At 67.2% G+C, this 20,401-nt stretch carries 11 protein-coding genes and 1 pseudogene; 4 read left to right on the top strand and 8 right to left on the bottom strand.

Annotated features, from left to right (window positions below):
• Nucleotides 1-3: 3 nt before the first annotated feature.
• A complete protein-coding gene (locus tag AC5L3C_RS21530) occupies nt 4-777 on the top strand; it encodes a hypothetical protein (protein WP_493650382.1) in 774 nt (257 codons plus the stop codon).
• 1,101 nt (nt 778-1,878) lie between these two features.
• A complete protein-coding gene (locus tag AC5L3C_RS21535; protein ID WP_472094515.1) occupies nt 1,879-2,415 on the top strand; it encodes a hypothetical protein in 537 nt (178 codons plus the stop codon).
• Here the strand turns inward: AC5L3C_RS21535 and AC5L3C_RS21540 are convergent.
• Nucleotides 2,372-3,163: an IS5 family transposase gene (locus AC5L3C_RS21540; protein WP_472094517.1), complete on the bottom strand. Its 792-nt coding sequence runs from the start codon at nt 3,161-3,163 to the stop codon at nt 2,372-2,374. The genes AC5L3C_RS21535 and AC5L3C_RS21540 overlap by 44 nt on opposite strands.
• 362 nt (nt 3,164-3,525) lie before the next feature.
• On the opposite strand from AC5L3C_RS21540, the gene AC5L3C_RS21545 reads away from it, so the two are divergent.
• Nucleotides 3,526-4,602, top strand: a complete 1,077-nt coding sequence (locus AC5L3C_RS21545) for an IS110 family RNA-guided transposase (protein ID WP_493650383.1) — start codon at nt 3,526-3,528, stop codon at nt 4,600-4,602.
• Nucleotide 4,603: 1 nt separating this feature from the next.
• A pseudogene (locus AC5L3C_RS21550) lies at nt 4,604-4,928 on the top strand (integrase core domain-containing protein); the annotation flags it as partial.
• A gap of 63 nt (nt 4,929-4,991) precedes the next feature.
• Here AC5L3C_RS21550 and AC5L3C_RS21555 read toward each other — a convergent pair.
• The 7 genes from AC5L3C_RS21555 to AC5L3C_RS21585 are packed head-to-tail and all read right to left on the bottom strand — an operon-like array spanning nt 4,992 to nt 20,398.
• The gene (locus tag AC5L3C_RS21555) at nt 4,992-6,305 is read right to left on the bottom strand and encodes an ATP-grasp domain-containing protein (protein WP_493650384.1); all 1,314 of its coding nucleotides are present in this window, start codon (nt 6,303-6,305) and stop codon (nt 4,992-4,994) included.
• On the bottom strand, nt 6,302-10,732 hold the full coding sequence (locus tag AC5L3C_RS21560) for a non-ribosomal peptide synthetase (RefSeq protein ID WP_493650385.1): 4,431 nt from the start codon (nt 10,730-10,732) through the stop codon (nt 6,302-6,304). Before AC5L3C_RS21560 ends, AC5L3C_RS21555 begins: the two co-directional genes overlap by 4 nt.
• A 15-nt stretch (nt 10,733-10,747) precedes the next feature.
• Complete coding sequence (locus AC5L3C_RS21565; protein WP_493650386.1) at nt 10,748-12,529, bottom strand: non-ribosomal peptide synthetase; 1,782 nt, start codon at nt 12,527-12,529, stop codon at nt 10,748-10,750.
• Nucleotides 12,507-13,760 (bottom strand): MFS transporter, encoded by a 1,254-nt coding sequence (locus AC5L3C_RS21570; RefSeq protein WP_493650387.1) that lies wholly within the window; start codon nt 13,758-13,760, stop codon nt 12,507-12,509. Before AC5L3C_RS21570 ends, AC5L3C_RS21565 begins: the two co-directional genes overlap by 23 nt.
• A 32-nt stretch (nt 13,761-13,792) precedes the next feature.
• Nucleotides 13,793-14,470, bottom strand: a complete 678-nt coding sequence (locus tag AC5L3C_RS21575; protein WP_493650388.1) for a hypothetical protein — start codon at nt 14,468-14,470, stop codon at nt 13,793-13,795.
• Nucleotides 14,460-15,338 carry a phytanoyl-CoA dioxygenase family protein gene (locus AC5L3C_RS21580; RefSeq protein ID WP_493650390.1) on the bottom strand — a complete coding sequence of 293 codons (879 nt, stop codon included), beginning with the start codon at nt 15,336-15,338 and terminating at the stop codon, nt 14,460-14,462. Before AC5L3C_RS21580 ends, AC5L3C_RS21575 begins: the two co-directional genes overlap by 11 nt.
• 11 nt (nt 15,339-15,349) lie before the next feature.
• A complete protein-coding gene (locus AC5L3C_RS21585) occupies nt 15,350-20,398 on the bottom strand; it encodes an amino acid adenylation domain-containing protein (RefSeq protein ID WP_493650391.1) in 5,049 nt (1,682 codons plus the stop codon).
• Nucleotides 20,399-20,401 lie beyond the last annotated feature (3 nt).

Below are 20,401 nucleotides of genomic sequence, written 5' to 3' on the forward strand. Positions count from 1 at the left end.
GCCGTGGCACCCACCCGCTGGGCGCACCGCCGCACCCGACGAGCACTACGGCGCATCCTGTCCCGCTTCGAGGCCCGGCTGCCCAGCAAAGTGCCCGGCATCGGATTCACCGCCCGGATCAGGGCCACGGTCCTCACCGAGCCTCCATACCCCCAGCAGACGGAGGAGCTGGCCGCGGCCATCCGGGCCGCCCTGCGGCAGGCCGCCTGCGACATCTCGCCGACCTGCGACCCCGCCGACCTGGCTACCGCCCGCGACGTCTGTGCCCGCCACCTTGCCTGCAGGCGGTCGCTAGCGACCGAGCCTCCGCTCGAGTACAAGGCCGAGCTGAGCCTGACCCTGCTGCCCGACGACCAGGCCGCCGTACGGTCCCTGCTCACCGCACAGAGACGCCAGGCCGTCACCGACCTCCTGCGCCGACAGGCGGCCGAGGCCACGGCAGAGGAGCTTGCCCACCCCGCAGCGCTGCTCGTCCGGTGGATCCAGCAACAGCCCGATCACTGGGCCACCCTCCCTGTACCCGGGACGCTGGACGAGATCGCGGCCGCCTTCGCCCAGCACCGCCCCGAGCGCGAACGTACGGTCGACTACGCGGCCCTCGAGGTGATCCGAGAGTTCCTGGACAGCTTCCAGGACCCGCCGCAAAAGCGCATGGTGTACGAAGTCCTCACCGCTGGGATGCGCCACGCGAAACGCCCTGAGCACGCGGCCAGAGCAGAGGCCCTCCTCAAGGCAAACGGACACCCGCACGCGACCAAACCGCCGAGCGGCACATGAACGGCTCGCGGCCGGCCGGGCGAAGCCGGTGAGCGCGACGGTCTGGCGCTGGCTGCTCGCACCACGGACCAGCTGGCACGCCTGGCGCCTGCTCCGAACCAGCCGGAACGACCTGTCGTTCGACACCGCCTGGCGACACACCCGGCTGCGCCTGCACCCGGACGAGGCTCCCTACCGGCGACACGGGCACCGCTCCGACAGCGTCACCGGGAAGCCAGGGAAGCGTACGGGTGACGAGTCAGGACCGAGGGGAGCGTAGGCCGGTGCAACCGCACACGGTCAATCGGTGTGGTCGGCCCCTGCTCAAAGTGTCTCCAGGGCGGGCAGGTCGGCGTTGGCCCCCACACCGTGCACCACTGCAGAGGCGGTGGGGCAGGGGGCGACCGTCAGTGCACGGGGGGCTTCCGCGTCACTGCTGTCGGGGACCACGGCTTGGGTGGGAACCTTGGCGTTGACGAAGACGGCGGCGGCGAGCATGGCGAGCAGGAGGGCGGCGATGGACCACCAGAAGGCGGTGGTGTAGCCGTGGACCAGCCCGTCCAGCTGTACGTCCTGTGAGGTGGTGCGGTCTGTCAGGTAGGTGGCCGTGACGGAGGCGGCGAGGGTGTTGAGCAGGGCGACGCCGATGGCTCCGCCGATCTGCTGGGCTGTGTTGACCAGGGCTGATGCGGCGCCCGCGTGGTGGGACGGACGCCGTGGGTGGCCAGGGAGGTGGCGGGCATCAGCGCGACGCCCAGGCCAAAGCCGAAGAGGACGACTACGGCCCCCTGGACGGCGCCGTGTTCCACTCCGACAGTGAGTATGTGAGGTACCGGATGTTCCCGGGCTTCTTGACCCGCACAGCGATGGATGCGCCAGGATGCCGGTGCCGGGATGCTCTCGCGGCCTCCTGACCCGCACTCTGACCGACGGCGCTGTCTTTCCTCGGACTTGTCGGTGGCCCGGGAGCATCCCGGCGAGGCGCTCGCCTCGCCGACGGGAGTGACTTAGAAGCTGTTGTCTTTCCGAGTGTGATCAGTGGGTTTCCGCAGGTCGTGGATGGGTGCGGTAGGTCCGTGAAAGTAGTGGCCTGTCACGTTGTCGTTCCGTGGGAGGCCGTGAATGCCCTCGATCATCGGACTGCTGGAACAACAGGAACATGCTGCTCGACGCCGGGTCGACGGGCTTCGTGAGGAAGCCGACCGCGTCCAGGCCGAGTTGGCCGCGGCCGAGGAGGAATTGCGGGAGTGGTTGATCGCCCGGCGGCGAGTCGACACGGTTCTGGCTCCCGACGGAGCCGCCGGTGCCGGCGTTCAGGACGCTGCCGGTCCGCGGGAAGCGGGCGGGTGGCCGACATCCCGTGATGCGGCCCGGCCGAAATCGCAGGTGCCGGTGTGGCGTGCGGGGATGGCCTCGTCGGTGCTGTCGGTCGACTACCAGCGGATCGTTCAAGCAGTCGCGGACCGGGCCCGTCTGGAGCAGGGGCCTGTGACGTGCCAGGAAATGGCCGCGGGGTTCGGCATGGACGTGGTGCCGGCACGGGTGGAGGCATTGCGGTCGAAGGCGAAACGCCTGGTCGCCCGGGGCTGGCTGGCCGAGCCCACTCCCGGACAGTTCACCCTCGCTCCCGGTGCGGCCGGGCCAGGCGACGGATCATGAGGGCGGTCATCGACCAGTAGATCATCACCTCGGCACTGGTGACACGGCGCTCGAAATCGCGGGCCAGGCGGCGGCTGCGCATCAGGTGCGCGAACAGACGCTCGACGATCCACCGCTTGGGCAGCACCACGAACCCCTTCACGTTGTCGCTGCGCTTGACGATCGCCACCACCAGGGCGAACGTGGCCAGGCAGTGCTCGACGAGGCTGCCGGTGTAGCCGCCGTCGGCCCAGACGAGGGCCAGGCGGTGGTGGGCAGCGGCAACCTGTTCCAGCAGGACGCGGGCAGCGGCCCGGTCGCCGGCATCCGCGCCGGTGACCATGACGCCGAGCAGCAGGCCGAGGGTGTCGACCACGACGTGCCGTTTGCGGCCGTTGACCAGCTTCCCGCCGTCGAAGCCACGACTGTCGGCGCCGACCACGGCGTCCGCCTTGACCGACTGCGAATCGATCATCCCGGCCGTCGGCCGGGGATCCCGCCCCGCCTTCTCGCGGACCTGCCCGCGCAGCCGGTCGTGGAACTCCCGGACCAGGCCGTGGTCGCGCCAGCGGCGGAAGAACGCGTAGACCCGGTCCCACGGCGGGAAGTCGACCGGCATCGCCCGCCACTTGATCCCGTTGTCCACGAGATAGGCGATGGCGTCCAGCATCGCCCGGTGGCAGTACGCCTCCGGCTGCCCGCCCCGGCCGCGCATCCAGCCAGGCTCCGGCAGCAGCGGCCGCACCACCGCCCACTCCGCGTCCGTCATGTCACTCGGGTAACGGCGCTCGTGCAGCGCATGGTCGGCAGCGTTTCCGAACCGGTGAGCCAGACAGTCACACTCCCGGGTGCCCGCGGTGGACTGCACAGGCATCGGCACGCAAGACTGCGACACCAGGGCCTCCTGATGCTCGGTGATTCGACACCAGCGAGCTGTTCAGGAGGCCCTCCTCTCATGCGCCGAGCACACCACGACCACCCGATCGGGACGACCGTTCGATCACCAAGTCCCGAGAACGGTACGACAACGGCTTCTTAAGGAGAGCCTGGCCAAGGTCCCATCACTGTCTTGTCCGCCGCCTCGGTGAACGCGCGCCGACCCACCGCGTTCTCTTCCGCGAGGAGGCCGACATGGCCGGCATTCCATCTACCTCACGCGCCGTCATCGGCGGCGTGGACACCCACAAAGACCTGCACGTCGCCGCCGTGATCGACACCGACGACCAGGTCCTGGGAACGGAGGCGTTCTCCACCACCCGCGCCGGTTACCGCGCCATGCTCCGATGGATGCGCACCTTCGGCGACGTGCGCCGCATCGGCATCGAGGGAACCGGCTCCTACGGCGCCGGGCTCCTGCGTCACCTGCAGCAGGCCGGCATCGAGATCCTCGAGGTCAACCGGCCCGACCGCTCCGACCAGCGACGGCGCGGCAAGGACGACACCCTCGACGCCGAGAACGCCGCCCACGCAGCCCTGGCCGACCAACGCACCATCACGCCCAAGACTCGCACCGGAATGGTCGAGTCCTTACGCGTCCTGCGTATCGTCCGCTCCACCGCGGTCAAGGCCCGCCGGGTGGCGCTGCAGATGCTCCGCTGCCAGATCATCTCCGCTCCGGAAGAACTGCGTGACCAGGTACGCAACCTGACCCGGATGCAGCTGATCCGCACCTGCGTGGCCTGGCGTCCGGACGAGACCGCCTTCCGCGACCCCGTCTCGGCCACCCGTATCGCGATCAAATCCCTGGCCCGCCGCTACCTTGAACTCAACGACGAGGTCGCCGATCTCGACGCGATGATCGAGCCTCTGATCCGTGAACTGGCACCCTCGCTGCTGGAGCGGACCGGCTTCGGAATCGAGAACACCGCCCAGTTGCTGGTCACTTGCGGCGACAACCCCGAACGCGTCACGGACGAGGCCCGCTTCGCCAAACTCTGCGGCGTCGCCCCATTGCCGGCTTCCTCCGGCAAGGTTCAGCATCACCGGCTCAACCGAGGTGGTGACCGCCAGGCCAACTCCGCCATTCACATGGCCGTCGTCTGTCGGCTCCACTACGACGAGAACACAAGGAAGTACGTCGAACGCCGCACCGCCGAGGGCAAGTCGAAGATGGAGATCACCCGCTGCCTCAAACGATATGTCGCCCGAGAGGCGTACTACGTGATCAAGCAGGACAGCATGCCGAACCGATTAGTTCAGAGGGGTTGACCTACAGGGGAGCGTCTACGGGGCCCAGTACGGCTCCCGGGCCTTCGCTGGCCTCTGCGACCAGCTCGGGGTGACCCGGTCGATGGGCGCGGTCGGCACCAGCGCCGACAACGCGGCCTGCGAGAGCTTTCACGTGCCCCTGAAACGCGAGACTCTCCAGGGAGCCAGCGACTACGGTGAAGCCCGGTACTTGCCGCAGGGCCGTCTTCGCCTGGCTGGCCCGCTACAACACCCGCCGCCGGCACTCCGCCAACGGCCATCTGAGCCCAACGAGTACGAACGCCGACACCACACCGCTAAACTCACGCTCGCCGCGTGATCAATAACCGCGTGCCCCCCTTCACGGGGGAAGGCCCTCCATCCCCAACCAAGGCGTCGTGGTCCTCGGTTCATGACTTCGCACGGCCTGCCTCGTCCAGCCTGGTCCGGTCACCTGCTGCGAAGGGGTCGAGAACTTCTTCCGCGGCCGCCAGCAGGTCGTCCATCGTTACTGTCGGCTCCCGCTCAGGCGGTTTGGTTCGTATCCCGATGGACTCCGCGACCTGACGTGCCCGGAATGTGGCGGCCGCACTGTTCTCAGCGCGTACAACGACCGCTCCGGACCGGTCCTCCGACCAGTGCAGGGGGCTGACGTACTGACCGGGCTCGACCTTGACCTCGACCTTCACCACCCCGTTGGCCGTCCGAGCCTCGTCGACTCCTTCAACCGCCTCCACGCGCCCAGCTGGCGGGGTGAGGAAGCGCACGGCTGCGGCGCCCTTGGGAACCGCTTTCGGCAGGGCTACGCCGGCCGACCCGGCCAGAAGGTAGGTCAGCCGTTCCAGGTCAACATCATGGACCATGGCGACGAGCTCGTTGATATAGCCGCCAGCACAGCGATTGTGGGACTCCACCACGCGGGGTCCAGCCTCGGTGAGGATGACCTCTGTGTGCGCGGGACCTTCAACCAGAGCCACGGCGTCCAGTGTTCGCCGCGTAATGTCGGCGACCGCTGAGGCCTCCTCCTCTCTCAGCGCTGCGGGGACCACATGGCCCAGGGCGACCACGCCGTCGCCATTGTCCTTACCCGTGATAGCCAGCACGGTGTGTCGGCCGCCGACGGAGAACGTCTCCACGCTGAGCTCAGCGCCGACGAGTAGTTCCTCGACCATGAAGTGACGCACACCGAACGAGGTCAGCCAATCCCAGGTTTCGGCCACCTCGGAGAGCGAGAGAACCTTGCGGACGGCGAGGCTCCCCGAGCCCATCGTCGGCTTCACCACGGCGGCACCGTGGTGGGAAACAAAATCTCGCAGCGCGTCCTGAGTTGTCCCCGGCTCGGCCGCGACCGCTCCAATGCCCCGCGCGTTCAGCCGCGTCCGCAGGGCGAGTTTGTCGTGGAGCACGCGGGTCACCTCGGCCCCGTTCCCGGCAAGCCCAAGGACGGTGGTGAGATGCCCAGCTACCAAGGGGCCTGCTTCGGTCTGGCTGAGCACTCGTGTGAACGGGCTGTGTTCGTGCAGTGTCCGAGCCAGAGCCGTGACGAGTCCGATGTCCTGGTAGTCGATCAGATGGGTTTGAACGCAGTGTTTCCCGGCATCAGGCTCGAACAGGGCAGGCTTCTCAATGTTGACCACGCGAAGGCCGCACTCGGCCGCCTTTCGGGCGCTCTCGGCGGTGCCGCCGAGCAGGAGAATCCGCGGGGGTGATAGGTGTGTGGTCATCGCTGCACGACCTTGCTCGGCGGGGACGGAAGAAATCCGGAGTCGGCGAAGTGGCGCACATAGCCCGCGAAAACCTTCTCGTCGATGTCGGGGCAAGAAATGCCCTTGCCGCGTAGCATCCGGGAGACCTCGGCCGAATCGAAGCGTGCGCTGCCCTCAGGGTCGTCGTCCTGCCCGTCCTCGCCCATGACCCCGAGCAGAGGGAAGGCAGCATTGTCCGGCATCACCTCGATAGCGTGCAACCACTCCCGTACGGGGACCTCCACGATCGGATGGCCGAACCCTCGCAGACACTCGACTGCCTTGCCGAATGGCAGGAGCCGTTCGCTGGAGAGATGAAAGTTCCTGCCCACCGCGCCGGGCTCGGACGACAGCGTGACGACAGCCCGGCTTACGTAGTCCACCGGAACGAGGTCGAAGGCGACGTCGGCGAGCAGCGGAGCCAGACCCGCCTGTGCGCAGCCCTTGAGGAGCAGCCAGAGGAAGTCCGCGTTCTGGCAAGCGCCGGTGGTGGACTCCCCCGCGATGCGGGTGGGCCGGTATACGGACACGGGCAGGCCGCGCTCACGAGCACTTCCGACCAGCTTCTCGGCCACCCACTTACTCTGTGTGTAGCCGTGTACCAGTCCGTCGAGTGGGGGGAGCGGTTCGTCCGCCGCGATCCGGTGGCCCTTGATCCCGGGTCCGGAGAACACACCGACCGTCGAGATGTAGTGGACTGGCACTGTGCGATGGGCGGCAGCCAGCCGCAGCACCTCGACCGTGCCCAAGACGTTCGCTGCCCGGGACTGGGCGTACGTCTGAGCGAGGTTGACGGTGGCTCCCGCATGGTGGACGACGTCTATGTTGCGGGCGAGCCAGTCGAAGGTCTCCTCCGATAGCCCGAGCCGGGGCAGCGCCAGATCACCCGCGAGGACCAAGATCCTCTCCTCGGCCGCCGGGCAAGTGATTCCGTACTTCTCCAGAGTGGAGCGAAGTCGCTCAACCGCGTGGGCCCGATCGGTTCCCCGTACCAGGCAGTACACCGTGGCCGAGGTGCGTTCAAGCAGTTCACGCAGGAGGAAGGCGCCAAGGAATCCTGTGGCACCAGTGAGCAGGATATCCTTCGGGTCGGAAGCGACCGGGACCACCTCCGACGCGGTTGCAATGTCCGGCGGCAGGACGAGATCGTCCGACGGGTCGGGTGCATCGGACCGCTTGCCGAGCTGATCCACGAGCATCGCCAGCGCCGCTGGCGTGGGCGCAGTGTAGACGGCGTTCATCGGTAGCCCGACGCCGAACTCCCCTCGCAGAGCAAGGGCGAGCTGCACGGCGAGTAGGGAGTCACCCCCTTGGTCGAAGAAGTTGTCCTCAACACCGACGGACTCCAGCCCGAGAACTCCCGCACACAGCACGCTCATCCGTTTCTCGGCGGCGGTACGAGGACGTATCGTCGCCGCGGGCGGCGCGGTGGCAGTAGACCGCGACCGGGCGATGGCCGACCGATCCACCTTGCCGCTGGGTGTCAGAGGGAACGAGTCAAGGGGCACGCAGGCCGTCGGAACCATGAAGGAGGGCAGGCGCTCACGCAGCGCCGCACGCACCGTGTCGGGTGAGACGCTGCCTTCCGCCGTCGGTAGATAGCCTGCGATCAGCCGCTCTCCCTCACTGGGCGCCGCGCAAGTGGTCACCACGACGGCGTCAGCCACCCCGTCGATGGCCTTGACGGCCGACTCGACCTCACCGATCTCAACCCGGTGCCCGCGGATCTTGACCTGGTCGTCGGTGCGGCCGAGGAGTTCGATACGGCCGTCGGCTAACAGCCTGGCCACATCGCCCGTACGGTAGACGCGGCCCGGGGCCGGAGCATGGCGGTCCTCCAGAAACCGCTCGGCCGTGAGCTGCGGCAGTCCCAGATAGCCCTGTGCGACGGCTCTGCCTCCGACGTAGAGCTCGCCCGTGGCGCCGAGCGGTCGAGGGCACATCCTGTCGTCGAGTACGTAAACGCGTGCGCCGGGGACGGGGCGCCCCACGGGGGGGCGTTCCGGCCATGCCGAGGGGGGCCCGTCCAGGCGCTCCGCAGTGACCACGTGGGTTTCCGTCGGGCCGTACTGGTTCTCCAGCGACGCGCGGGTGAGGTCGGTGAAGAACCTCCGGATCGCGGGGGTGACGAAGAGCTGTTCTCCGGAGGTCACCACTTCCATGAGTGAGGGGCATGGGCGCCCTTGGGTGCAGGCGTACCGGGCGAGTTGCTGCAGAGCGACGTAGGGAAGGAAGATCCGCCCGATGTGCTGTTCCGTCAACACGGCGTACAGTCGCTCTGGGTCTGTGCGCACCGTGTCCTCGACCAGGACCACGGTGCCCCCTGACGCCCAGGTCGAGAAGACTTCCTGGAACGCGACGTCGAAGCTGAGCGGAGCGAACTGCACAGTGCGCGAGCCGGGGCCGCAAGCAGAGCGGCGGTGCTGCCAGTCGACCAGACCGGCCAAGGTACGGTGCTGCATCGCCACGCCTTTAGGGCGTCCGGTAGAACCGGACGTATAGAGGACATAGGCAAGGTCGTCGGCGGTGGGCTGACGTCGCGGCATGGTCTCACTGGCGGGTGGCCGGTCAGTTGGGACATGGTCCCTGCGGACGTCATCCAGCCAGATCACGGGGATGCCGTCGGGCAGACTCAACCGCTCGGCCTTCGAGCGTGAAGCCAGCACCACCGTGGCGGCGCTGTCTCGCAGCATGTACGCGATGCGCTCGGGCGGATAGCCGACGTCCACCGGTACGCAGGCACCCGCCGCCTTGAGCACCGCAAGTACCGCGACAGGCAGGGCGAACGACCGCTCCACGCAGATGCCCACGCGCTGTCCTTCGTGTCCCTGCTTGACAAGCAGCGACGCGAGCTCGTCGGACTCGGCGGCGAGGCCGTGATAGGAGAGGCTGCGGTTGCCCCACACCGCTGCGGGCTCATGCGGACTGCGGCGCGCGCGAGCATCGAAGACCTCGTGCGCCAGAGGGGGCGAGGAGTCCGGCAACTGGCCGGACGTCCAGAATCCGCGGATCAGTTGTTCCTCCGCCTCGGGCAGGATAAGCAGGTCTCCCAGCTCACACTCCGGGTTCGACACGGCGTCCGCCAGCAGCACCTGGTAACGCTCCACGAGGCGCTCCGCGGTCCGCCTGTCGAACAAGTCGGCCGAGTACTCCAGAAAGCCGCGGAATCTTTCGCCCTCCGGGACGACGCTCAGGAAGACGTCATACTTCGCCGTGCCGTTGTGAAGGTGGAGCGGATCGGCCGTGGCGCCAGGCAGGTTCAGCCTGGCGCGCTCTGCATGGTCGGCGGTGAAGACTATCTGGAAGAGTGGGAACCGGCTGAGCGTCCGCTCGATCCCCAACTCGCCGACGAGACGGCTGAAGGAGACCTCGCGGTGTTCGACGGCCTCTAGGACGACCTCTTGCGCCGCGGATACGAGGGACGCGAACGAGTCTGTTGCCGTGACCTTCTGCCGCAGCGGCAGCACCTCGGCCAGGCAGGCGATCACCGAGTCCAGCTCGGGTTCGGTCCGCAGGGAGACCGGCGTGCCGATGATCAGGTCCTCCTGTCCGCTCAGCCGGTACGTCAATGCGGTGAGGGCGGCGAGCAGCACCACGTACGGTGTGCTGTGCCGCCACTGAGCAAGGCGACGGATCCCGCGCGTGACCGCGGCGTCGAGTGTGAACTCGATCTGCCCGCCACGGTGGCTCAACACGGCAGGCCGCGCGTGATCGGTGGGCAGGGCCGACTCGTCGGGCGCGTCGTGCAGCACCGACTTCCAGTGCGTCAGGTGGTATTCGTCCGTGATCCGCGCCGCTCGCCGCTGGCGCTCAGCGTAGGCACCGATCTGTCGTCGCAGCTCGGGGAGCGGGAACTCGGTGCCCTCCAGCGCAGCCCGGTAGCAGGCGCTGAACTCCGTGTCGAGTAAGTGGAGGCTCGCACCATCCATAACGGCGTGGTGGAGGGTGACGACGAGGACGGACGTGGGTTCCCTGTCTCCCCTCATCTGATCGGCGCCCGTCACGAGGCCCACGGGTTCGAAGAGGTATGCCCGTAGCAGCGGTGGGGAGTCGAGGGGGAGCGGCCCAGTAATTGCCTCCCGGATTGCGTCCCGGAGCTGGCCGTCCGGCACCGGCCGTCTGTTGACTGTGACGGGCCGGGTGGGCAGCACCGTCTGCACGGGGCGGTCCGCGACCAGGTGGAGCCGGCTGCGCAGTGCCTCGTGGCGCCGGACGATCTCGGCGAGCGCCGCCTCGACCGCACGGACATCGAGACGGCCGCGAATGTGGAGGGCCCAAGACTCGACGTACCGGGAGCGACCCTCTTGGAACTGGTCGTTGAGCCAGATCGACTCCTGCTCGAACGACATCGGGTGGGTGTGGGGCGGCATGTCGCCCGCCGCCCACGCATGTTGCTGGCTGGTCACCGTTGTCCGATCTGCTCAGGCCTGCCGGGGGGTGGAGGTGGATTCGACCTGCTGGAGGTAGTCGTCGAAGCGCGGGTGGGAGAAGACGGTCCTCAGGCTCACGGCGACGCCAATCTCCTGCAGCAGGGCGCTGGACAGCCGGGCTGCCGACAGCGAGTCGCCGCCCAGCGTGAAAAAATCGGAGTCGGCGCCGACTTCGGGCGCTCCCAGCACTTCCTGCCACAGCCGCCGCAGAACCGGTCGCACGGTTGCGGCGTCGAGGGACGCGAGGCGGCCTTCCAGCTGTGCCGCGGCCGCTGTCCGGAGGGCTCGCATATCGATCTTGCCGCCGGCGGTGACGGGGAAACGTTCCCAGCTGAGGATCTCGGCAGGGATCATCGCCTGCGGCAGCACGGTACGGAGCCGGTCAATCATGGACTCGCGGTCCGTCGGATGCGGGGCGCACACGCAGCCCACGAGACGCTCGCCGACCTTGAAAACCTTGGCATCGGTGACGAGGTGGTGGGCAGTCAGGGCCGCCGCGATCTCGCCGGGGTCGATGCGTACGCCTCCGGCCTTGATCTGGTCGTCGAAACGGCCGAGGAAGTAGAGCAGGCCGCGCTCTTCGCGCACGCGGTCCCCGGTCCGGTACCAGGGGCCTTCCCCGGCTCCGTCGACCGGTCCGAGGTGGAATCGTTCTCTGGGTAGCGGATCCGCTCCGCAGTAGCCAAGAGCCACTCCCGCTCCCGCTATGAGTAGTTGCCCCTCCGCGCCGGGTGGTACCGGGGCGTCCTGCTCGTCCACGACCACTGTCCGTACGCCGGACAGCGGCGAACCGATGGGCACCCGTTCCCCCGTGATCAGCTCGGGCCGCAGCTCGCAGGCAACCGAGGTGATTGTGGCCTCGGAGACTCCGTAGGCGTAAATGAGCCGGGGGCGCCCAGCGGTGGCGCACCAGTTCCGGGCGGTCTCGACCGGCAGTGCCTCGCTGCCAGTAACGACAAGGCGCAGTCCGGGGAGGGTGGTTCTGGTCTCGTCGAGATGGGCCGCCCAGCCGCTGAAGTATGAGGCGGGCAGATTGCACACCGTGATGCCCTGCTCGTCGATGATCTGGGTGAGACGCTCGAAGCTCACCTCGCCGAGGCCGCCGGGCAGGATGTCGATGCTGGCGCCGCTGGCGAGAGTCGGCCAGATCTCCTCGGCGGCTACGTCAAAGGCGAGCGTGGCGGCCTGTAAGACCCGATCCTCGGGGGACAGTCCGAGGAGAACGCGGACAGTCTCGGCGTGCCGGGTCAGGGAATGTCTGGCGATGACGACTCCCTTGGGAACACCTGTGGTTCCGGAGGTGTAGACGATGTATCCGGGAGGATCACCGTGCGCCGCGAGGACAGCCTGCCGCTCGCGAACCGGTTCCTGGTGCCGCACCTCCTCATAGGTCGTGACTTTGTGCTCGCCGCCGCGGAACGGCTCGGGGTCCTCGGCGAACACGGTGCGTACGGACGCCTCGTCGAGCATGCGGTGATGGCGGACCGTGGGTGGCTGTTCCCCCAATGCCAGGTAGGCCGCGTCGGCCAGCAGGACACCCAGCAGCGTCGCCACAACCTGCGGGCTCTTACGGCCCTGGACCGCCACCACGTCCCCGACGCCGATGCCGTCGCTGCGCAGGAGGTGCTCGACGCGCCTGGCGTACTCGTCTAGTTGGGCATACGTCCAGATCTCGGACCGAGTCACCAGCGCTGGCCGGTCCGGGTGGCTGCGCACACGAGCGGTGATCGCGTCGGCCAGGTCGATGGGCTCAGTTGCTTCGAAGTGCTTCAAGAACTGTCCTCTCATCAGCAGTTGGATCAGCAGGGGCTCCGGTGAAGCCGGTCGTTCGTGTCCGCAGCGCCCAGGCCATCGCCGGTACGACCGCCACGGCCACCGCGAGGAAACCCGCGGAGAGGGTCACCCAGCCTCCTGCGGCGTACCGCTCCACGACGAGTGTGACCAGGACAGGCCCGACCACGAGATTCACCGAGCTGCCCAGGGCGAAGACTCCGCCCCAGGTGCCTTGGGCATCTTGCGGGGCCAAGTCGTACCGGAGCTTCCAGCCGGCGGCGGAACTCCAGATCTCGCTCAGTGACAGCAGCACCACGGAGGCTGTAAGGCCGAGCACGCCGACTAAAACGGGAGTACCGCCACTCGCGGCGATCGATAGGCACGAGGCCGTCGACGCAAAGCTCGCAAGAATTAGCAGACGCCGCACTCCCCTGAAGGTCTCCGCGCCGCGGCTGAGCGGCACCTGCAGCGCCACGACCAGGACGGCGTTCAGGCCGTATAGCCAGGCCCCCAACCCCCTGGGTAGGCCCGAGTGGGACACGATCCACAAGGGGATCCCAACGCGCAGAATGATGTCCCCCACCGCCAGCAGGCCATAGAGAACTGACAGTGCCAGGAACGGCACATCGCGCACGGCGCGGCGGATCGGCGCCTTCGTGGCCGACGTGGGCGGCGACGGCCGCTGTGGGAGTCCCGCGCACAGCACAGTGGCCGATGCCTCTGCCAGAGCGCTGCCCAGAATGAGCGCGAGGTAGGCAGGCCCGTTGTCCAGAGTGAGGGCGAGACCGCTGCCGAGCGAACCGAGGATGATCCCCACGTTGAACGCGCTGCGCAGGTATGCAGAGACCGTTACCCGGACTGTGCTGTCTGCCATCTCGGCAACCAGCGCCTCACGGCAGATCCAGCCGCCCTGTACACAGATGCCGAGTAAAGTCACCACAACGACGAACTCGGCGAATCCGCGGACCATGGTCGCGGCAAGAAGCAGCAGCACCTGCGAGACACCCATAGCTAGGGTCGCTCGGCGCGCTCCGAGCCGGTCGGAGAAGTTCCCCAGGCAGATCGACAGCGGCAGCCACACCAGCCCGGCCACGGCCAGGCCGACGCCGACCTGCGCCACCGGAAGCCCGACGTAGCGGGTGAAGTAGATCGCGCTCCCCGATGCATATATACCGAATCCGATGCTGGCGAGGAAGTTGACCACCGCCAGTCTCAGCAGGGGGCCGGGCAAGGGAATTTGCGTACCAAGGAGTTGAGGCATGGCTATGACAGCGGTCGGGCGAGGGTGGCAGGGGCCTCGTGGTGGATGCGACCAATCTGGTTCCCGAAGTGGGTCACTGTGACGCTGCACGGTTCCTCGGACCGGCCCTTATCTTCACAGCCATGGCCCTGCAGGTAGAGAGTGCGGGCAGCAATTTCCAGGGCCTCTGTGTGTAGCCGTCGGAACAGCCGGGCGGTGATCTCGTCGGCGTCCTCGGGAGGCTGCGAGGTGCCGAAGAGGTCGGAGTCGAAGTCGCACCGGCGCATCGAGTCCGGAACCTCAACCGATGGCTCAGCGCGGCCCTGGACAACGCTTCCGTGATTGCCACCTGTCTCCACGAGGCCACAGATCTCGGCGTTCAATACCTTCGCCGCATACCCCACCTGGGCAAGAAGAAGGTCTTGGTCGCCGTCGAACTCTCCCTCGTAACCGCTGTGCGGCGCGTACTCACGGACGACACGCCATACCACGGCCTCGGCAGCTATTGCTTCACCTGGTTCGCCCCCGAGCGCGTAATGCGCCAGCTGGCCCGGCAAGGCAACGTCCTCAGCTTCCCTGTTCGCTTGGCTCCCTTCGAAGTGGCCTGAGACCCACCGCATGCGCCCGTCCTCGCCGGCGATCTCCACGATGGCGCCGGCCGGACGCGGTCGGACACCCTCGTCTTGGGGCTCACCCTTCATATTCGGACCAGTCCCCCCAGCCCTCTCCCTGGATAGCGTGATGTGGGCCGACCAGCGTCAGGCGTTTGTCGAAGCGAGGTGTGAGCGGACTGGTGTCCCGATCTACGAGGAACCCTGGACGCGTCGGGTTGAGCGGGGCGTTGTCGACGGGGTTGTAGGTCACCAGAAGAAGTGCCCGGCGGTCCGGTGACTCGTTGTTCGAGGAAGAGTGGATGATGTTCGGATGGAAGGCGTGAATGGAGCCGACCGGACCCGTGATGGAGGTCTTCCCATGGGTCTCGGCCAACGTCTCCGCTCGCGCCACGTCCACCGTGTATGCAAGATCTGTCGACACGTGGGTGTGCCAGTCCCCCTGTGTGCCGGGGGCGCTCTGCTGCGGGGGATCGACGATCCCCAGGCGATGCGTTCCGGGAAGGACGACCAGCGGCCCGTTCCTCGTGTGGGTATCGTCCAGCGAGATGGCCAGATTGACCGCGTCAGGGCGGGGCATGCCGTCTTCTGTGCTCCAGAAGGTGAAGTCCTGGTGCCACGGCCAGGCCGCACCTTCCCGCGCCTGCTTTAAGTTCACCTTGAACTGGTAGACGTACACCGGCTTCCGCGTCAGCGCTTCGGCCAGGGCAACAAGATACGGATGGCATACGAGTGCCGCGCATACGTCGTCGAAGGTGTGGCAACCGTGGACTGCACGGACCGTCTCGCCATCTTTCTCATGGACGACTTCCGGCCGGAGCTCGCGGCTGATGGACTCCACGCGGTCGCGGAGCAGCCCTGTAGAGAGGCTACTGAACCGGTACTGAGAGCGGCACCAGCCATCTTTGTCGTAGGCAGACACAAGGTCAGCCATGAGTGGGTCAGCGGTGACGGTCATGTGTGTGCTCCTCAGCGGCTGGTCGAGGTGGGGCGCATGCGGCGCAAGACTGGGCGCGGGGCGGCCTGGCGGGTAATGCGGACGGCGACGCCCTGCACTGTGGGACTGTCGAAGAGATCGCGGATGCTCAGCTCGCAGCGGAGTTCCGTGCGGATCCGGCTGATCAGCCGGGTGGCCAGCAGGGAATGCCCGCCGAGCTCGAAGAAGTGGTCCTGGGTGCCGACCCGGGGTACGCCCAGGGTTTCGGCGAACAGGCGGCACAGTGTCTCTTCTTCGGCAGTGCGCGGCTCGGGCCCACGCGGCTCCGGCACATAGTCGGGCGGCGGCAGTACCCGGCGGTCCACCTTCCCGTTCGGGTTGAGCGGAATGGCGTCCAGGATCATCACAGCGGCGGGAACCATGTACTCGGGCAGGGTCGCGGCTGCGGCCCGGCGGAGTTTCAGCGGATCTGGTGCGATTCCTGTTCGCAGTACCACGTAGGCCACCAGCCGCATATCGCCAGGCCGGTCCTCTCTCGTAATGCAGACGACGCGCGCCACCTCCGGCAGATTCGCGAGCACCGCCTCCACTTCGCCCAGCTCCACCCGGAAACCGCGGATCTTCACCTGGAAGTCCGTGCGCCCCAGGAACTCCAGGTTTCCGTCGGGGGTCCAGCGCACCAAGTCGCCTGTTCGGTACATGCGCAAGCCAGGGGGGCCGTACGGGTCAGCGACAAACCGCTCCGCAGTCAGCCCCGGGCGGTTGAGGTAGCCGCGGGCGACCTGGTCGCCGGCAAGGTATAGCTCACCGGGCACTCCTGGGGGGACGGGTTGAAGTGACGCATCGAGAGCGTAGGCCCTTGTGTTCCAGATCGGCGGGCCGATCGGTGGCGTTTTCCCTGTGGTGATCATCGCGTCAGGCACGGTGAGGCCTGTCACCACGTGGGTTTCCGTGGGGCCGTAGTAGTTGTGCAGTTGTCGGCCCGATGAGGGCATGCAGAGTTCGCGGATGGCGGGGTGAAGTGTGAGGGCTTCGCCCGCTTGAGCGATGTGTAAGAGTCCGGACAGGCTGTGTCCCAAAGCCCGGGCGGCTTCGCCGATGCCTTCGACAACGGGAGTGGGGGCGAAGAGCTCGTTGATGCCCTGCCGGTCGAGCCAGCGCACCAGTTCCTCAGTGTCCTTGCGGACGTCATCCCGGGGAACGGCGAGGGTCTTTCCGGAGGTCAGTGCGGAGAAGATCTCCTGTGCTGCAGCGTCGAAGCTCAGTGAGGCGAACTGGGCCGTTCTCGTGCCCACAGAGCCGTCCATGATCGTGGCGTGCCAAGCCAGCAGGTTGACCAAGGCTATCGAAGGAAAGACCACTCCCTTGGGCCGTCCAGTCGAGCCTGACGTGTACAGAACGTAGACGGGGTGGTCTGGGAGCAGCGGAGTGGTGCGCACGTCGTCGGTGATGTCAGAGTCTGGGTATGCGGCCAGCTCGCGCTGGACATCTTCGATGAAGATCCTGCGCACGTCGTCCGGTGTTTTCGCTGCCATACCGTTGGTCGTCAGCACGCAGACCGGATCGCTGTCCTTGAGCATGTATTCGGCACGCTCGGCCGGGTAATCGGGGTCCACCGGCAGATAGGCCGCGCCAGCCTTCACGATCCCAAGGAGTGCCACCATCAGCTCCAGGGAGCGAGGGGCGACGAGTGCCACGACACCCTCTGGGCCGACTCCACGGTCGATCAGCAGGTGCGCCATCTGGTTGGAGCGCGCGTTCAATTCCGCATAGGTGAGCGATTCGCCCTCGTAGACCACGGCCGTGGCGTGGGGTGTGCGCGCTGCCTGGGCCTGGAGAAGATTGGGCAAACTGTCGTACGCGATCGCGCGATCCGTATCGTTCCAGCCGTCCAACAGTTGCCAGCGCTCCTTGACCGACAGCATCTCCAGTTGGCTGATAGGCAGGTGAGGCTGGGCCAGGGCCGACTTCAGCAGCCGCTGTAGATATTGGGTGACCCGCTCGACGGTCCCGTGGTCAAACAAATCAGTCGCGTACTCGACCGTCACATCGAGGCCGTCTGCCTCGCCTCTGGGCGCCGTGCGTTCGTTGAGGCTGAAGGACAGATCGAACTTGGCCGTATCGAGTCCGGTTTCATCTAGTTCAACGTCCAGCCCCGCGAGGTCGAGCGACGGCGGCTCGTTGTTCTGAGCGACCAGCAGTACCTGGAAGAGCGGGTGACGCGCGAGTGAGCGGCCCGGGTTCAGCGTCTCCACCAGCGTTTCGAACGGCACGTCCCGATGCGCGAAGGCGTCGATGTCCGCGTCGCGCACCCGCTCCAGGAGCGTACGGAATCCGGGGTCACCCGACGTGTCCGCTCGCAGCACCAGGGTGTTGGTGAAGAACCCGACGAGGTCTTCCAGCGCCTCGTCGTCCCGTCCGGCCACCGGGCTGCCGATGGGGATGTCGGTGCCTGCGCCCAGGCGGGTGAGCAACGCGACGAGGGCGGTCTGGAAGGCCATGAAGACGCTCGCACCCGCGCTGCGCGCCAGCCGCTTCAGTTCGCCGTGGAGTTCTGCGTCGATGTGGAAGCGGACTGAGCCGCCTCGGTATGAGGCGTGAGCCGGACGCGGGCGATCGAAGGGGAGTTCCAGTTGCTCGGGGGAACCCTGCAGTGCCGTGCGCCAGAACTCCAGCTGCTGTGCGCACAGGCTGTCTAGCTGATCGGAGGTGCCCAGAAGGTTGCGCTGCCAGAGTGTGAAGTCGGCGTACTGGAGGGGGAGGGTGGGCAGGTCCGGGGAACGGCCTGCACGCCGCGCCGCATAGGCGGTGAGGAGATCTCGTGCCAGCGGGGCTATGGACCATCCGTCGCAGGCGATGTGGTGTACCACCAGAAGAAGCAGGTGCTCAGTGGGAGCGGTGGTGACGAGACGGGCCCGCAAGGGCGGCTCGACGGACAGATCAAAACCCTCCCGGAGGAATGCGTTACGTATCTGGGTGGTCTCCTTGAGGCCTGAGCTCTCATCGACAGTCAGTCGTGGGAAGGCCTCGGCTGGTTCGAGAATGCGTTGCCAGGGCTCGCCCGCGTCGTCGGGGAAGATCGTGCGTAGGCTTTCGTGGCGTGCAACAAGGTCGCGGAGTGCGGCATCCAGCGCTGCTTGATCCACTGGTCCACGCAGGCGGAGCGTCAGTGGCATGTTGTACGTGATGCTGCGTCCTTCCAGCCGGTTGAGGAACCAGAGCCGCCGCTGTGCAAAGGACAGTGGGACGCGCTCAGGACGCCGGGTGCTAGCTGGCGTCGGCCGAGGTATGGCTGGCCGGGCGAGTTGGGCACTGGCCCCCCGCACGGTGGGATCATCAAAAAACTCGCGAATTCCCAGCTCAAGTCCTAGTTCCTTGCGGATCCGGCTGATCAGCCGGGTGGCCAGCAGGGAGTGGCCGCCCAGGTCGAAGAAGGCATCCTCCGGCCCCACTCGGGGGAGGCTGAGCACCTCGGCGAACAAGCGGCATAAGGTCTCCTCCCGGACCGATCCCGGTGCGTGGCCTGGCGCTGTTGGCGCCTGGCCAGGTGCGGGCAGGGCTAAGCGGTCAAGCTTGCCGTTCGGGGTGAGGGGTATCTGGTCCAGCACCACGACGGCCGAGGGGACCATGTGTTCCGGCAGCCTCTGCGACAGCAGGCGGCGCAACGGCAGTGGATCCGGGTCGCCGCCAGAGGCGGGCAGCACATATGCCACGAGCCGTTTGTCGCCGGGACGGTCTTCCCGGACCGTCGCCACCGCCCGGGCCACTGCGGGCAGCCGCGCGACGGCCGCTTCGACTTCGCCCAGCTCCACCCGGAAGCCGCGGATCTTTACTTGGTGGTCGGATCGCCCCATGAATTCCAGGCAGCCGTCCGCCCGGCGCCGCACCAAGTCGCCTGTGCGGTACATGCGCGAGCCGGGATGGCCGTAGAGATCAGCCACGAACCGCTCGGCGGTCAGCCCGGCACGGTTGAGATAGCCCCGAGCGACACCGGCGCCGGCTATGTATAGCTCGCCGGTGACACCATCGGCCACCGGACGCAGCGCATCGTCGAGGACATAGATCATGGTCTCGTGAAGAGGTGACCCGATGGGCGGCGGTGCGCCGTTCGGTTCACTCTCGCCGAGCGTTATCGCCGTAGACCAAACGGTAGTTTCGGTCGGGCCGTAGACGTTGGTCACCTCGCGTGCCGCGGCTCGCAGCCCGTCGGCGAGCCCGCCCGGCAGCGGCTCGCCCCCGACCAGTACCCGTACACCGGACAGGTCCGCGTCGGTGGTGTCGAGGAGAGATTGCCACAGGGTCGGGGTCGCCTGCATGACTGTGACGGCCTGCTGCTCGATGAGGGTGGCCAGGCGAGCTGGGTCGCGCTGGTCCCGGCCGGTGGCCAGCACCACTGCAGCTCCGCTCAGCAGAGGGATGAAGAGCTCCAAGCCTGCGATGTCGAAGCCCAGTGTGGTGACGGCCAGGAGCCGATCTGAGGGGTTGAGTTGCAGTCGGTCCTGGAACGTGACGAGGAGATGGGTGAAATTCCTGAAGGCCACAACGACGCCTTTTGGCACACCGGTGGATCCCGAAGTGTGGAGCACGTAGGCGGGGTGCGCTGAGTGCGGCTCTGAGGTCCGTTCCGCATCGCTGATGTCCGTGGCAGATCGGTCCGCTACCAGACCGGTGGTGTCGAGCATGATCCGTGGCACGGCCGAGCCGTTCTCATCGGCCGAGATCATTCCAGGAGATGTTACGTACCGGGAGTCCGTCAACATGAGGACGGGGCAGGCATCCTGGAGAATGCGAGCGTTCCGCGCGGCAGGGTGGTCCGGGTCAATAGGAACGTAGGCAGCGCCGGTCTTGGCCACGGCTAGCAGCGCCACTACGAGTTCTAGGGAGCGCGGCAGCGCCAGAGCGACGAAACGCTCCGGCCCCGCGCCGCGCTGGATGAGCAGCCTCGCGAGGCGGTTGGCCCGGGCGTTCAGTTCGGCGTAGGTCAGTGTGCGAGCACCGCAAATGAGGGCAGTGTGCTCCGGTGTACGGCGGACCTGGTGTTCGAACAGATCAGCTGGCGTCCTTACATCACTAGTCCGCACCGG

Source organism: Streptomyces speibonae, from assembly GCF_984686075.1.